8 protein-coding genes are annotated in these 15,821 nt (G+C 31.0%); all 8 read right to left on the minus strand.

The window, feature by feature from the left end; translation table 11 throughout:
* The 8 genes from H6622_01110 to H6622_01145 are packed head-to-tail and all read right to left on the minus strand — an operon-like array spanning position 1 to position 15,817.
* On the minus strand, positions 1–1,368 hold the full coding sequence (locus tag H6622_01110) for a hypothetical protein (GenBank protein ID MCB9060104.1): 1,368 nt from the start codon (positions 1,366–1,368) through the stop codon (positions 1–3).
* A complete protein-coding gene (locus H6622_01115) occupies positions 1,358–3,652 on the minus strand; it encodes a hypothetical protein (GenBank protein ID MCB9060105.1) in 2,295 nt (764 codons plus the stop codon). Before H6622_01115 ends, H6622_01110 begins: the two co-directional genes overlap by 11 nt.
* Positions 3,649–5,925: a hypothetical protein gene (locus H6622_01120; protein ID MCB9060106.1), complete on the minus strand. Its 2,277-nt coding sequence runs from the start codon at positions 5,923–5,925 to the stop codon at positions 3,649–3,651. Before H6622_01120 ends, H6622_01115 begins: the two co-directional genes overlap by 4 nt.
* The gene (locus H6622_01125; GenBank protein MCB9060107.1) at positions 5,922–8,198 is read right to left on the minus strand and encodes a hypothetical protein; all 2,277 of its coding nucleotides are present in this window, start codon (positions 8,196–8,198) and stop codon (positions 5,922–5,924) included. The genes H6622_01120 and H6622_01125 overlap by 4 nt, the downstream gene beginning before the upstream one ends.
* Positions 8,195–10,471, minus strand: coding sequence for a hypothetical protein (locus H6622_01130; GenBank protein ID MCB9060108.1), 2,277 nt, complete (start codon positions 10,469–10,471; stop codon positions 8,195–8,197). Before H6622_01130 ends, H6622_01125 begins: the two co-directional genes overlap by 4 nt.
* Positions 10,468–12,744: a hypothetical protein gene (locus H6622_01135; protein MCB9060109.1), complete on the minus strand. Its 2,277-nt coding sequence runs from the start codon at positions 12,742–12,744 to the stop codon at positions 10,468–10,470. The genes H6622_01130 and H6622_01135 overlap by 4 nt, the downstream gene beginning before the upstream one ends.
* On the minus strand, positions 12,741–15,014 hold the full coding sequence (locus H6622_01140) for a hypothetical protein (GenBank protein MCB9060110.1): 2,274 nt from the start codon (positions 15,012–15,014) through the stop codon (positions 12,741–12,743). The genes H6622_01135 and H6622_01140 overlap by 4 nt, the downstream gene beginning before the upstream one ends.
* On the minus strand, positions 15,014–15,817 hold the full coding sequence (locus H6622_01145) for a hypothetical protein (GenBank protein MCB9060111.1): 804 nt from the start codon (positions 15,815–15,817) through the stop codon (positions 15,014–15,016). Before H6622_01145 ends, H6622_01140 begins: the two co-directional genes overlap by 1 nt.
* Between the last annotated feature and the right edge of the window lie 4 nt (positions 15,818–15,821).

Here is a 15,821-nt window from a genome sequence, read left to right on the forward strand (position 1 = left end):
TCATATACCTAGTTGAAACTTGTTTTGAGGAATAGTATGAAATTTGTTAAAACGATTATCAAAAGGTAATCCTTCTTCTTTCACCTCAAACACATTAGCTTTATCTAATTTTAACTTTTTATCCAAACCCCTAAAAGAATTTTCAAAAATACCCCAATGAAAGTCATCGATATATTTAACTTTAGTTGCCACACCTAAACCCCTGAAAACAAGTTTTCCACTCTTTGCTGCTAAAGCAGATCCATAATTATCTTTCTCAATAGATTTATGAAGCTCAACACCAGTTTTGAGAACATCTTCTGATAAATTCGCTACGTGTTCTAATACTTTCGCATTTTTTAATCCTGGTATAAACTCTAGAACTGTTTGCCTATATATTTTTAATAGATCCCTTTCTCCAATAATTTTCTTTTTTCTGATAAGGTCTTCAACCTTTCCAAGGCTTTCAATGTGTCCTTTAAGTGCTAATGTTGTTTCTTCTGACACTTTTGAAAATTTAGTTAGATTAGATAATTTTGAACTCATTGTTGAAATGCCTTTTAAAACTCCTACCCCGGAGTACAATAAGTCTAAAAAGAATACCAATATATACAATGTACGTATTGCCGGTAAATCTTTCAAGATAGAATATTCTTCAAATTTCCCAGTATTTTTATACTTAACCAGATCATATATACATATTCCGAGCATAAAGGCATTCACCGCAAAAGACCAACCCAATGGGTTAGGAACAAAAAAAGTAAGTGCAATATACAATATAAAAGTAGCTATAAAGTAAGCAGGTATATCATCAGTATTTTGGATCATTTGTTTTTTAATTTCATTTAGCTGAATTGTATATTCATCATAAAACAATAAAAAATCAGACAAACCTCTCTCTGTAGAATCAGTATTTCTTATTGAAGAAAAATAATTGTAGAAATCTTTAACCTGTGATTGCTTGGCCCCCCCACTTAGAACATTAAAGCTTTCGGTCAACTGCTTATAATTCAAGTTAAGTACACCATCTAGATTACCTTTAAATCCTTTTACTCCATGTTGTTTTACAAATTTGTTCAAAGATTTTTGATATCCATGATTGAATGAAACTATAGCACCTGAAAAATATTCGATAAGAATGCCCATTGTCTCTGAATGATTTCTTTTTGAAATATTGAGCTCTTTTAGGAATGAATTCATATAGAAAACAAATATTTCTCGGTATGTGAAATTATTTCTGCTCAATATCTTCTCAGAAGACATAGTACTTATTGCTTTCAGAAGTTTACGACGTTCTTCAAGAGACTCTGTCTGTCTTGATGATTTAGTGTAACCATTTTCTTTTCGAAATGTTCTTTTTGTCTGATTTTCGTAAAGTTTAACGTTCATATTTCAGTACCGAATCTGATTCCTCTGATCCCTCTAAAGCAAGAGGAAACCCACAGTTAAGAGATAACTTTAAGAGATTTTTTCTAATATCATTTTCTAGCTGTCCAAAGTTAGGTGAGTTAGATTTAGGCAGCCTTCTTGAAGCTCTATTTGCATAAAACTCAACTTTTTTACAATCTCTATTCTTTCTCTCTGCAAGCTGAATAGCGTATCTCATATTCACAATCGGATCCAAGGTGTCCACATTGGTTGCAACATACTCAACTCCTTTCTCATAAAACTTCTGTTCCTCTTTAGTAAGCTGATATCTAAAAGAAAGTAAAGTATCAAAAATATCGTAATCCACTGAAAAATATACATCTGAATAATCCATTTTATTTCTATATTTTTTGTAATATTCATGAAACTCTTTTATTTTCCCATGGTAAATTTTATCCTCAAGAACATGTGAAAACTGAACCCAGTTGGAAGTGTTTTGTTCTACTCCGCTTGTAAATTCTAGATTATTAAATTTATATATGCTCAGTGAGGGCGAAATGCATTGTCTATTAATAGGCAAGCCTCCTGGATTTTCATATGAGTACCTCTCTCCTTTTTTCCAGGCCTCGTGAGTAAGATGCTGCACTTTTTTCGCTAATTCAAATGCTTCTTTGGTTTTCAAAGGTTCAAAATTGCCACGACTACGTTGATTGGCATAATTTTTACACTTAAAAACGATTTCCTCTGGATACTGCTTCATCCACCTTTTCACATCTTCATCGTAACTTTCATCTGTTTTAAATTTAAGAGATGTTGTTGCCCATATATCAAACCATGCAGGTCTTAAAGGCATTTCTTTAAACTCTAAATACTCTTTAAGATTATTCAAAGCTCTCGACGTTGTTTGCGTTTCAAAAACAATATAATTGTACATCTCCATTATATTGTCTGCCATTTGATCACTGTATTTTCTTACTTTTTTATACATTTCAAAACAGGCCTGATCATCTATTTTCAAATGAACATTTCGATTCATCGCTTGAACGTATGGATAAACACAATTATAGACAATCTCCTTAGCTAGAGGCATTGCTGATGCATAATATTTTTGATAAGGTTCAATTTCTAAATTTAAACCAATTGAATTTCCTTCTCCTGAAAAAGTCCTTGTCATATAGTCTTCAATATCTGAATAAAAATGCCTTGAGTTCGCTGATGCTGCCAAAAAATAGCTTCCAAGTTTAGTTTTTAAATCCTTTGGCAATGCACTTGTTTTCGCAAGACTATCACCTAAATATTCGTAACATGTAGAAAGTAGGCAATCTCCCAATTTAATGTTTTCAGCAAGAGATAGCATTTTTTTTGTGTCTTTTTTTAAGACTGAATCAGTTATTTCCAGACTTAGCAGAAGTTCTTTTTTATTTGCGTATTTGCTTTTAAGCATGGAGAGATATTTCTTATATAAATTATCATTCAAATTGAAATAAACCTCTAAAGCTTGATGAAAAATTCTCGCAATATAGCTACTGTCCGGAAAATCATTTAAAAACTGTGAATGAATTTTAAAATTTAGTTCAAGTAATTTATTCATTCTTTTCAAAGCCTCTAAATCATCTTTGGAATCCCAAATATTTGGATCCCAAATATTTGTCATCGAGACCCAAAGAACTATAAAGGGATAGTGACTTTTTTTATTGTTGAAAATTCTCTCTAATTTATTTAAAGCATTTAGTTTATCTGGACCAAAATTTAAATTATAATTAATTTGTATCAGATCTTTAAGTTCTTTAAGCTCAGGAAAATGATCCATATACTTTAGAAGTGTTGTACATTCTTCAAAATAACATTTTGTATATATTGCTACTTCCTCAACAACTTCTTTAGCACTACTATTTAAAAGAAGTGCTCTTAAAGAATTTGTATCGAGAAAATCATGTTTATCAAAAAAAGGATTTTCAAACATTTTTGATGGATTCAATGATGGATCGTTGAGAATTTTTATGTAAGAAATTAGAGCTGGAACTGACTCAGGATGTTTATCTAAATATTTTTGTAAAAATTCAGCTTTTAAAGCTACTTCACTTATTGTTTTTGGGTGAGTATATTTTGTCTCTTTTAAGAATTTTTTCTTTTCAGACTCATATTGCTTTGCTTTTCTTGGATCAAAGTTTAGCTTCTTCACAACTTCAGCGTAATATTTATTAAAGTGTGAAGTTCCATAGGCAATTGGGAGCATTTCTTCTGCCCAAAGATTTGAAGATAATAAAGATATTAAAAATATTATTAATTTCATTTTTATGTTCACAAATCTGGCTCCTCTGATCCCTCTCGTATAAGGAGAAAGCCACAATTAAGTGATAATTTTAAGAGATTTTTTCTAATATCATTTTCTAGCTGTCCAAAGTTAGGTGAGTTAGATTTAGGCAGCCTTCTTGAAGCTCTATTTGCATAAAACTCAACTTTTTTACAATCTCTATTCTTTCTCTCTGCAAGCTGAATAGCGTATCTCATATTCACAATCGGATCCAAGGTGTCCACATTGGTTGCAACATACTCAACTCCTTTCTCATAAAACTTCTGTTCCTCTTTAGTAAGCTGATATCTAAAAGAAAGTAAAGTATCAAAAATATCGTAATCCACTGAAAAATATACATCTGAATAATCCATTTTATTTCTATATTTTTTGTAATATTCATGAAACTCTTTTATTTTCCCATGGTAAATTTTATCCTCAAGAACATGTGAAAACTGAACCCAGTTGGAAGTGTTTTGTTCTACTCCGCTTGTAAATTCTAGATTATTAAATTTATATATGCTCAGTGAGGGCGAAATGCATTGTCTATTAATAGGCAAGCCTCCTGGATTTTCATATGAGTACCTCTCTCCTTTTTTCCAGGCCTCGTGAGTAAGATGCTGTACTTTTTTCGCTAATTCAAATGCTTCTTTAGTTTTCAAAAGTTCAAAATTGCCACGACGACGTTGAATGGCATAATTTTTACACTTGAAAACTATTTCCTCTGGATACTGCTTCATCCACCTTTTCACATCTTCCTCGTAACTTTCAATTGATTTAAATTTAAGAGATGTTGTTGCCCATATATCAAACCATGCGGGTCTTAAAGGCATTTCTTTAAACTCTAAATACTCTTTAAGATTATTCAAAGCTCTCGACGTTGTTTGCGTTTCAAAAACAATATAATTGTACATCTCCATTATATTGTCTGCCATTTGATCACTGTATTTTCTTACTTTTTTATACATTTCAAAACAGGCCTGATCATCTATTTTCAAATGAACATTTCGATTCATCGCTTGAACGTATGGATAAACACAATTATAGACAATCTCCTTAGCTAGAGGCATTGCTGATGCATAATATTTTTGATAAGGTTCAATTTCTAAATTTAAACCAATTGAATTTCCTTCTCCTGAAAAAGTCCTTGTCATATAGTCTTCAATATCTGAATAAAAATGCCTTGAGTTCGCTGATGCTGCCAAAAAATAGCTTCCAAGTTTAGTTTTTAAATCCTTTGGCAATGCACTTGTTTTCGCAAGACTATCACCTAAATATTCGTAACATGTAGAAAGTAGGCAATCTCCCAATTTAATGTTTTCAGCAAGAGATAGCATTTTTTTTGTGTCTTTTTTTAAGACTGAATCAGTTATTTCCAGACTTAGCAGAAGTTCTTTTTTATTTGCGTATTTGCTTTTAAGCATGGAGAGATATTTCTTATATAAATTATCATTCAAATTGAAATAAACCTCTAAAGCTTGATGAAAAATTCTCGCAATATAGCTACTGTCCGGAAAATCATTTAAAAACTGTGAATGAATTTTAAAATTTAGTTCAAGTAATTTATTCATTCTTTTCAAAGCCTCTAAATCATCTTTGGAATCCCAAATATTTGGATCCCAAATATTTGTCATCGAGACCCAAAGAACTATAAAGGGATAGTGACTTTTTTTATTGTTGAAAATTCTCTCTAATTTATTTAAAGCATTTAGTTTATCTGGACCAAAATTTAAATTATAATTAATTTGTATCAGATCTTTAAGTTCTTTAAGCTCAGGAAAATGATCCATATACTTTAGAAGTGTTGTACATTCTTCAAAATAACATTTTGTATATATTGCTACTTCCTCAACAACTTCTTTAGCACTACTATTTAAAAGAAGTGCTCTTAAAGAATTTGTATCGAGAAAATCATGTTTATCAAAAAAAGGATTTTCAAACATTTTTGATGGATTCAATGATGGATCGTTGAGAATTTTTATGTAAAAAACTAGAGCTGGAACTGACTCAGGATGTTTATCTAAATATTTTTGTAAAAATTCAGCTTTTAAAGCTACTTCACTTATTGTTTTTGGGTGAGTATATTTTGTCTCTTTTAAGAATTTTTTCTTTTCAGACTCATATTGCTTTGCTTTTCTTGGATCAAAGTTTAGCTTCTTCACAACTTCAGCGTAATATTTATTAAAGTGTGAAGTTCCATAGGCAATTGGGAGCATTTCTTCTGCCCAAAGATTTGAAGATAATAAAGATATTAAAAATATTATTAATTTCATTTTTATGTTCACAAATCTGGCTCCTCTGATCCCTCTAAAGCAAGAGGAAACCCACAGTTAAGAGATAACTTTAAGAGATTTTTTCTAATATCATTTTCTAGCTGTCCAAAGTTAGGTGAGTTAGATTTAGGCAGCCTTCTTGAAGCTCTATTTGCATAAAACTCAACTTTTTTACAATCTCTATTCTTTCTCTCTGCAAGCTGAATAGCGTATCTCATATTCACAATCGGATCCAAGGTGTCCACATTGGTTGCAACATACTCAACTCCTTTCTCATAAAACTTCTGTTCCTCTTTAGTAAGCTGATATCTAAAAGAAAGTAAAGTATCAAAAATATCGTAATCCACTGAAAAATATACATCTGAATAATCCATTTTATTTCTATATTTTTTGTAATATTCATGAAACTCTTTTATTTTCCCATGGTAAATTTTATCCTCAAGAACATGTGAAAACTGAACCCAGTTGGAAGTGTTTTGTTCTACTCCGCTTGTAAATTCTAGATTATTAAATTTATATATGCTCAGTGAGGGCGAAATGCATTGTCTATTAATAGGCAAGCCTCCTGGATTTTCATATGAGTACCTCTCTCCTTTTTTCCAGGCCTCGTGAGTAAGATGCTGCACTTTTTTCGCTAATTCAAATGCTTCTTTGGTTTTCAAAGGTTCAAAATTGCCACGACTACGTTGATTGGCATAATTTTTACACTTAAAAACGATTTCCTCTGGATACTGCTTCATCCACCTTTTCACATCTTCATCGTAACTTTCATCTGTTTTAAATTTAAGAGATGTTGTTGCCCATATATCAAACCATGCAGGTCTTAAAGGCATTTCTTTAAACTCTAAATACTCTTTAAGATTATTCAAAGCTCTCGACGTTGTTTGCGTTTCAAAAACAATATAATTGTACATCTCCATTATATTGTCTGCCATTTGATCACTGTATTTTCTTACTTTTTTATACATTTCAAAACAGGCCTGATCATCTATTTTCAAATGAACATTTCGATTCATCGCTTGAACGTATGGATAAACACAATTATAGACAATCTCCTTAGCTAGAGGCATTGCTGATGCATAATATTTTTGATAAGGTTCAATTTCTAAATTTAAACCAATTGAATTTCCTTCTCCTGAAAAAGTCCTTGTCATATAGTCTTCAATATCTGAATAAAAATGCCTTGAGTTCGCTGATGCTGCCAAAAAATAGCTTCCAAGTTTAGTTTTTAAATCCTTTGGCAATGCACTTGTTTTCGCAAGACTATCACCTAAATATTCGTAACATGTAGAAAGTAGGCAATCTCCCAATTTAATGTTTTCAGCAAGAGATAGCATTTTTTTTGTGTCTTTTTTTAAGACTGAATCAGTTATTTCCAGACTTAGCAGAAGTTCTTTTTTATTTGCGTATTTGCTTTTAAGCATGGAGAGATATTTCTTATATAAATTATCATTCAAATTGAAATAAACCTCTAAAGCTTGATGAAAAATTCTCGCAATATAGCTACTGTCCGGAAAATCATTTAAAAACTGTGAATGAATTTTAAAATTTAGTTCAAGTAATTTATTCATTCTTTTCAAAGCCTCTAAATCATCTTTGGAATCCCAAATATTTGGATCCCAAATATTTGTCATCGAGACCCAAAGAACTATAAAGGGATAGTGACTTTTTTTATTGTTGAAAATTCTCTCTAATTTATTTAAAGCATTTAGTTTATCTGGACCAAAATTTAAATTATAATCAATTTGCATCAGATCCTTAAGTTCTTTAAGCTCAGGAAAATGATCCATATGCTTAAGAAGTGTTATACATTCTTCAAAATAACATTTTGTATATATTGCTACTTCCTCAACAACTTCTTTAGCACTACTATTTAAAAGTAGTGCTCTTAAAGAATTTGTATCGAGAAAGTCATGTTTATCAAAAAAAGGATTTTCAAACATTTTTGATGGATTCAATGATGGATCGTTGAGAATTTTTATGTAAGAAATTAGAGCTGGAACTGACTCAGGATGTTTATCTAAATATTTTTGTAAAAATTCAGCTTTTAAAGCTACTTCACTTATTGTTTTTGGGTGAGTATATTTTGTCTCTTTTAAGAATTTTTTCTTTTCAGACTCATATTGCTTTGCTTTTCTTGGATCAAAGTTTAGCTTCTTCACAACTTCAGCGTAATATTTATTAAAGTGTGAAGTTCCATAGGCAATTGGGAGCATTTCTTCTGCCCAAAGATTTGAAGATAATAAAGATATTAAAAATATTATTAATTTCATTTTTATGTTCACAAATCTGGCTCCTCTGATCCCTCTAAAGCAAGAGGAAACCCACAGTTAAGAGATAACTTTAAGAGATTTTTTCTAATATCATTTTCTAGCTGTCCAAAGTTAGGTGAGTTAGATTTAGGCAGCCTTCTTGAAGCTCTATTTGCATAAAACTCAACTTTTTTACAATCTCTATTCTTTCTCTCTGCAAGCTGAATAGCGTATCTCATATTCACAATCGGATCCAAGGTGTCCACATTGGTTGCAACATACTCAACTCCTTTCTCATAAAACTTCTGTTCCTCTTTAGTAAGCTGATATCTAAAAGAAAGTAAAGTATCAAAAATATCGTAATCCACTGAAAAATATACATCTGAATAATCCATTTTATTTCTATATTTTTTGTAATATTCATGAAACTCTTTTATTTTCCCATGGTAAATTTTATCCTCAAGAACATGTGAAAACTGAACCCAGTTGGAAGTGTTTTGTTCTACTCCGCTTGTAAATTCTAGATTATTAAATTTATATATGCTCAGTGAGGGCGAAATGCATTGTCTATTAATAGGCAAGCCTCCTGGATTTTCATATGAGTACCTCTCTCCTTTTTTCCAGGCCTCGTGAGTAAGATGCTGCACTTTTTTCGCTAATTCAAATGCTTCTTTGGTTTTCAAAGGTTCAAAATTGCCACGACTACGTTGATTGGCATAATTTTTACACTTAAAAACGATTTCCTCTGGATACTGCTTCATCCACCTTTTCACATCTTCATCGTAACTTTCATCTGTTTTAAATTTAAGAGATGTTGTTGCCCATATATCAAACCATGCAGGTCTTAAAGGCATTTCTTTAAACTCTAAATACTCTTTAAGATTATTCAAAGCTCTCGACGTTGTTTGCGTTTCAAAAACAATATAATTGTACATCTCCATTATATTGTCTGCCATTTGATCACTGTATTTTCTTACTTTTTTATACATTTCAAAACAGGCCTGATCATCTATTTTCAAATGAACATTTCGATTCATCGCTTGAACGTATGGATAAACACAATTATAGACAATCTCCTTAGCTAGAGGCATTGCTGATGCATAATATTTTTGATAAGGTTCAATTTCTAAATTTAAACCAATTGAATTTCCTTCTCCTGAAAAAGTCCTTGTCATATAGTCTTCAATATCTGAATAAAAATGCCTTGAGTTCGCTGATGCTGCCAAAAAATAGCTTCCAAGTTTAGTTTTTAAATCCTTTGGCAATGCACTTGTTTTCGCAAGACTATCACCTAAATATTCGTAACATGTAGAAAGTAGGCAATCTCCCAATTTAATGTTTTCAGCAAGAGATAGCATTTTTTTTGTGTCTTTTTTTAAGACTGAATCAGTTATTTCCAGACTTAGCAGAAGTTCTTTTTTATTTGCGTATTTGCTTTTAAGCATGGAGAGATATTTCTTATATAAATTATCATTCAAATTGAAATAAACCTCTAAAGCTTGATGAAAAATTCTCGCAATATAGCTACTGTCCGGAAAATCATTTAAAAACTGTGAATGAATTTTAAAATTTAGTTCAAGTAATTTATTCATTCTTTTCAAAGCCTCTAAATCATCTTTGGAATCCCAAATATTTGGATCCCAAATATTTGTCATCGAGACCCAAAGAACTATAAAGGGATAGTGACTTTTTTTATTGTTGAAAATTCTCTCTAATTTATTTAAAGCATTTAGTTTATCTGGACCAAAATTTAAATTATAATCAATTTGCATCAGATCCTTAAGTTCTTTAAGCTCAGGAAAATGATCCATATGCTTAAGAAGTGTTATACATTCTTCAAAATAACATTTTGTATATATTGCTACTTCCTCAACAACTTCTTTAGCACTACTATTTAAAAGTAGTGCTCTTAAAGAATTTGTATCGAGAAAGTCATGTTTATCAAAAAAAGGATTTTCAAACATTTTTGATGGATTCAATGATGGATCGTTGAGAATTTTTATGTAAGAAATTAGAGCTGGAACTGACTCAGGATGTTTATCTAAATATTTTTGTAAAAATTCAGCTTTTAAAGCTACTTCACTTATTGTTTTTGGGTGAGTATATTTTGTCTCTTCTAAGAATTTTTTCTTTTCAGACTCATATTGCTTTGCTTTTCTTGGATCAAAGTTTAGCTTCTTCACAACTTCAGCGTAATATTTATTAAAGTGTGAAGTTCCATAGGCAATTGGGAGCATTTCTTCTGCCCAAAGATTTGAAGATAATAAAGATATTAAAAATATTATTAATTTCATTTTTATGTTCACAAATCTGGCTCCTCTGATCCCTCTAAAGCAAGAGGAAACCCACAGTTAAGAGATAACTTTAAGAGATTTTTTCTAATATCATTTTCTAGCTGTCCAAAGTTAGGTGAGTTAGATTTAGGCAGCCTTCTTGAAGCTCTATTTGCATAAAACTCAACTTTTTTACAATCTCTATTCTTTCTCTCTGCAAGCTGAATAGCGTATCTCATATTCACAATCGGATCCAAGGTGTCCACATTGGTTGCAACATACTCAACTCCTTTCTCATAAAACTTCTGTTCCTCTTTAGTAAGCTGATATCTAAAAGAAAGTAAAGTATCAAAAATATCGTAATCCACTGAAAAATATACATCTGAATAATCCATTTTATTTCTATATTTTTTGTAATATTCATGAAACTCTTTTATTTTCCCATGGTAAATTTTATCCTCAAGAACATGTGAAAACTGAACCCAGTTGGAAGTGTTTTGTTCTACTCCGCTTGTAAATTCTAGATTATTAAATTTATATATGCTCAGTGAGGGCGAAATGCATTGTCTATTAATAGGCAAGCCTCCTGGATTTTCATATGAGTACCTCTCTCCTTTTTTCCAGGCCTCGTGAGTAAGATGCTGCACTTTTTTCGCTAATTCAAATGCTTCTTTGGTTTTCAAAGGTTCAAAATTGCCACGACTACGTTGATTGGCATAATTTTTACACTTAAAAACGATTTCCTCTGGATACTGCTTCATCCACCTTTTCACATCTTCATCGTAACTTTCATCTGTTTTAAATTTAAGAGATGTTGTTGCCCATATATCAAACCATGCAGGTCTTAAAGGCATTTCTTTAAACTCTAAATACTCTTTAAGATTATTCAAAGCTCTCGACGTTGTTTGCGTTTCAAAAACAATATAATTGTACATCTCCATTATATTGTCTGCCATTTGATCACTGTATTTTCTTACTTTTTTATACATTTCAAAACAGGCCTGATCATCTATTTTCAAATGAACATTTCGATTCATCGCTTGAACGTATGGATAAACACAATTATAGACAATCTCCTTAGCTAGAGGCATTGCTGATGCATAATATTTTTGATAAGGTTCAATTTCTAAATTTAAACCAATTGAATTTCCTTCTCCTGAAAAAGTCCTTGTCATATAGTCTTCAATATCTGAATAAAAATGCCTTGAGTTCGCTGATGCTGCCAAAAAATAGCTTCCAAGTTTAGTTTTTAAATCCTTTGGCAATGCACTTGTTTTCGCAAGACTATCACCTAAATATTCGTAACATGTAGAAAGTAGGCAATCTCCCAATTTAATGTTTTCAGCAAGAGATAGCATTTTTTTTGTGTCTTTTTTTAAGACTGAATCAGTTATTTCCAGACTTAGCAGAAGTTCTTTTTTATTTGCGTATTTGCTTTTAAGCATGGAGAGATATTTCTTATATAAATTATCATTCAAATTGAAATAAACCTCTAAAGCTTGATGAAAAATTCTCGCAATATAGCTACTGTCCGGAAAATCATTTAAAAACTGTGAATGAATTTTAAAATTTAGTTCAAGTAATTTATTCATTCTTTTCAAAGCTTCTAAATCATCTTTGGAATCCCAAATATTTGGATCCCAAATATTTGTCATTGAGACCCAAAGAACTATAAAGGGATAGTGACTTTTTTTATTGTTGAAAATTCTCTCTAATTTATTTATAGAATTTAGTTTATCTGTACCAAAATTTAAATTATAATCAATTTGTATCAGATCCTTAAGTTCTTTAAGCTCAGGAAAATGATCCATATACTTTAGAAGTGTTGTACATTCTTCAAAATAACATTTTGTATATATTGCTACTTCCTCAACAACTTCTTTAGCACTACTATTTAAAAGAAGTGCTCTTAAAGAATTTGTATCGAGAAAATCATGTTTATCAAAAAAAGGATTTTCAAACATTTTTGATGGATTCAATGATGGATCGTTGAGAATTTTTATGTAAGAAATTAGAGCTGGAACTGACTCAGGATGTTTATCTAAATATTTTTGTAAAAATTCAGCTTTTAAAGCTACTTCACTTATTGTTTTTGGGTGAGTATATTTTGTCTCTTCTAAGAATTTTTTCTTTTCAGACTCATATTGCTTTGCTTTTCTTGGATCAAAGTTTAGCTTCTTCACAACTTCAGCGTAATATTTATTAAAGTGTGAAGTTCCATAGGCAATTGGGAGCATTTCTTCTGCCCAAAGATTTGAAGATAATAAAGATATTAAAAATATTATTAATTTCATTTTTATGTTCACAAATCTGGCTCCTCTGATCCCTCTCGTATAAGGAGAAAGCCACAATTAAGTGATAATTTTAAGAGATTTTTTCTAATATCATTTTCTAGCTGTCCAAATTCAGGAGAGTTAGATTTAGGCAGCCTTCTTGAAGCTCTATTTGCATAAAACTCAACTTTTTTACAATCTCTATTCTTTCTCTCTGCAAGCTGAATAGCGTATCTCATATTCACAATCGGATCCAAGGTGTCCACATTGGTTGCAACATACTCAACTCCTTTCTCATAAAACTTCTGTTCCTCTTTAGTAAGCTGATATCTAAAAGAAAGTAAAGTATCAAAAATATCGTAATCCACTGAAAAATATACATCTGAATAATCCATTTTATTTCTATATTTTTTGTAATATTCATGAAACTCTTTTATTTTCCCATGGTAAATTTTATCCTCAAGAACATGTGAAAACTGAACCCAGTTGGAAGTGTTTTGTTCTACTCCGCTTGTAAATTCTAGATTATTAAATTTATATATGCTCAGTGAGGGCGAAATGCATTGTCTATTAATAGGCAAGCCTCCTGGATTTTCATATGAGTACCTCTCTCCTTTTTTCCAGGCCTCGTGAGTAAGATGCTGTACTTTTTTCGCTAATTCAAATGCTTCTTTAGTTTTCAAAAGTTCAAAATTGCCACGACGACGTTGAATGGCATAATTTTTACACTTGAAAACTATTTCCTCTGGATACTGCTTCATCCACCTTTTCACATCTTCCTCGTAACTTTCAATTGATTTAAATTTAAGAGATGTTGTTGCCCATATATCAAACCATGCGGGTCTTAAAGGCATTTCTTTAAACTCTAAATACTCTTTAAGATTATTCAAAGCTCTCGACGTTGTTTGCGTTTCAAAAACAATATAATTGTACATCTCCATTATATTGTCTGCCATTTGATCACTGTATTTTCTTACTTTTTTATACATTTCAAAACAGGCCTGATCATCTATTTTCAAATGAACATTTCGATTCATCGCTTGAACGTATGGATAAACACAATTATAGACAATCTCCTTAGCTAGAGGCATTGCTGATGCATAATATTTTTGATAAGGTTCAATTTCTAAATTTAAACCAATTGAATTTCCTTCTCCTGAAAAAGTCCTTGTCATATAGTCTTCAATATCTGAATAAAAATGCCTTGAGTTCGCTGATGCTGCCAAAAAATAGCTTCCAAGTTTAGTTTTTAAATCCTTTGGCAATGCACTTGTTTTCGCAAGACTATCACCTAAATATTCGTAACATGTAGAAAGTAGGCAATCTCCCAATTTAATGTTTTCAGCAAGAGATAGCATTTTTTTTGTGTCTTTTTTTAAGACTGAATCAGTTATTTCCAGACTTAGCAGAAGTTCTTTTTTATTTGCGTATTTGCTTTTAAGCATGGAGAGATATTTCTTATATAAATTATCATTCAAATTGAAATAAACCTCTAAAGCTTGATGAAAAATTCTCGCAATATAGCTACTGTCCGGAAAATCATTTAAAAACTGTGAATGAATTTTAAAATTTAGTTCAAGTAATTTATTCATTCTTTTCAAAGCCTCTAAATCATCTTTGGAATCCCAAATATTTGGATCCCAAATATTTGTCATCGAGACCCAAAGAACTATAAAGGGATAGTGACTTTTTTTATTGTTGAAAATTCTCTCTAATTTATTTAAAGCATTTAGTTTATCTGGACCAAAATTTAAATTATAATTAATTTGTATCAGATCTTTAAGTTCTTTAAGCTCAGGAAAATGATCCATATACTTTAGAAGTGTTGTACATTCTTCAAAATAACATTTTGTATATATTGCTACTTCCTCAACAACTTCTTTAGCACTACTATTTAAAAGAAGTGCTCTTAAAGAATTTGTATCGAGAAAATCATGTTTATCAAAAAAAGGATTTTCAAACATTTTTGATGGATTCAATGATGGATCGTTGAGAATTTTTATGTAAGAAATTAGAGCTGGAACTGACTCAGGATGTTTATCTAAATATTTTTGTAAAAATTCAGCTTTTAAAGCTACTTCACTTATTGTTTTTGGGTGAGTATATTTTGTCTCTTTTAAGAATTTTTTCTTCTCAGACTCATATTGCTTTGCTTTTCTTGGATCAAAGTTTAACTTTTTCACAGCTTCAGCGTAATATTTATTAAAATGTGAAGTTCCATAGGCAATTGGGAGCATTTCTTCTGCATTAAGCTGTGAAAAAAGAACAAATAAGACTAACTGAATAAATAATCTTAGTTTCATCAATTCCTACCTTCCTTTCTTTTAGTTTTATTGGCTTCTTTTTGAGCGATATCCTCTTTGCTTTCTCCTTTTTTATAAGGAGTATCAATAATCTCATGATATTTTTTCATATCAATATTTTCTTCAAACGTTTTTAAATTTAACATCGCTGTAAAATCTAGGATTTTCATAGTAACTTTGTAAAAATTCTTCCTTCCAGGTAACGCTTGCACTGCAAGGGATGACATGTCTCCAAAAGCGACTGGAACCCAATACCAACCAGTACCTTTTTTTTTATCGTTCCTATATCTTAGATGAAATACCCCTACAATATGCTTTGAGATCGCAACATTTTCAATTCCATTTGGATAATCATCAGGAAGTGTTCTCTTTCCATATTTTCCACCATCCCTGCCTTTCCTATTGTTAAGATAAAGATTTCGTAAATCTTGAGCAACGCTTAAATCGGGTTCTTCACTTTTTATTTTTTTATCGTAAAATTCAAACTCTATCTGAGTTGATGGCAAGTCAATCCAAGAAACACTACTACTTGCCGTGGCTTCTAAATCTATCCTAAGTACTTCTGCGCCTTTAGATTTTTCATAGTTAAGATCTGGATTATTTCTAGGAACTACAAGTGATCTTTCAATACTCTCATGATCTCCGTCCTTGTATTTGATATATGCATAGTAGTATCGTTGTAGAAATTCTTCTTCATTTCCCAGATAATTCACATGAATAGATCTGCTTATTTTCTTTAAACTCGCTTCTAGTTGCAAGTCTTTATTTTGAGAATACATATACATTGATGCAATAAGTATCATAACT

This window comes from Halobacteriovoraceae bacterium, from assembly GCA_020635115.1.
Classification (GTDB): Bacteria; Bdellovibrionota; Bacteriovoracia; order Bacteriovoracales; family Bacteriovoracaceae; genus JACKAK01.

Coding starts and splice junctions, on each gene's coding strand:
- H6622_01110 (MCB9060104.1), bottom strand. CDS start 1,368: ATGAACGTTAAACTTTACGAAAATCAGACAAAAAGAACATTTCGAAAA.
- H6622_01140 (MCB9060110.1), bottom strand. CDS start 15,014: ATGAAACTAAGATTATTTATTCAGTTAGTCTTATTTGTTCTTTTTTCA.
- H6622_01145 (MCB9060111.1), bottom strand. CDS start 15,817: ATGATACTTATTGCATCAATGTATATGTATTCTCAAAATAAAGACTTG.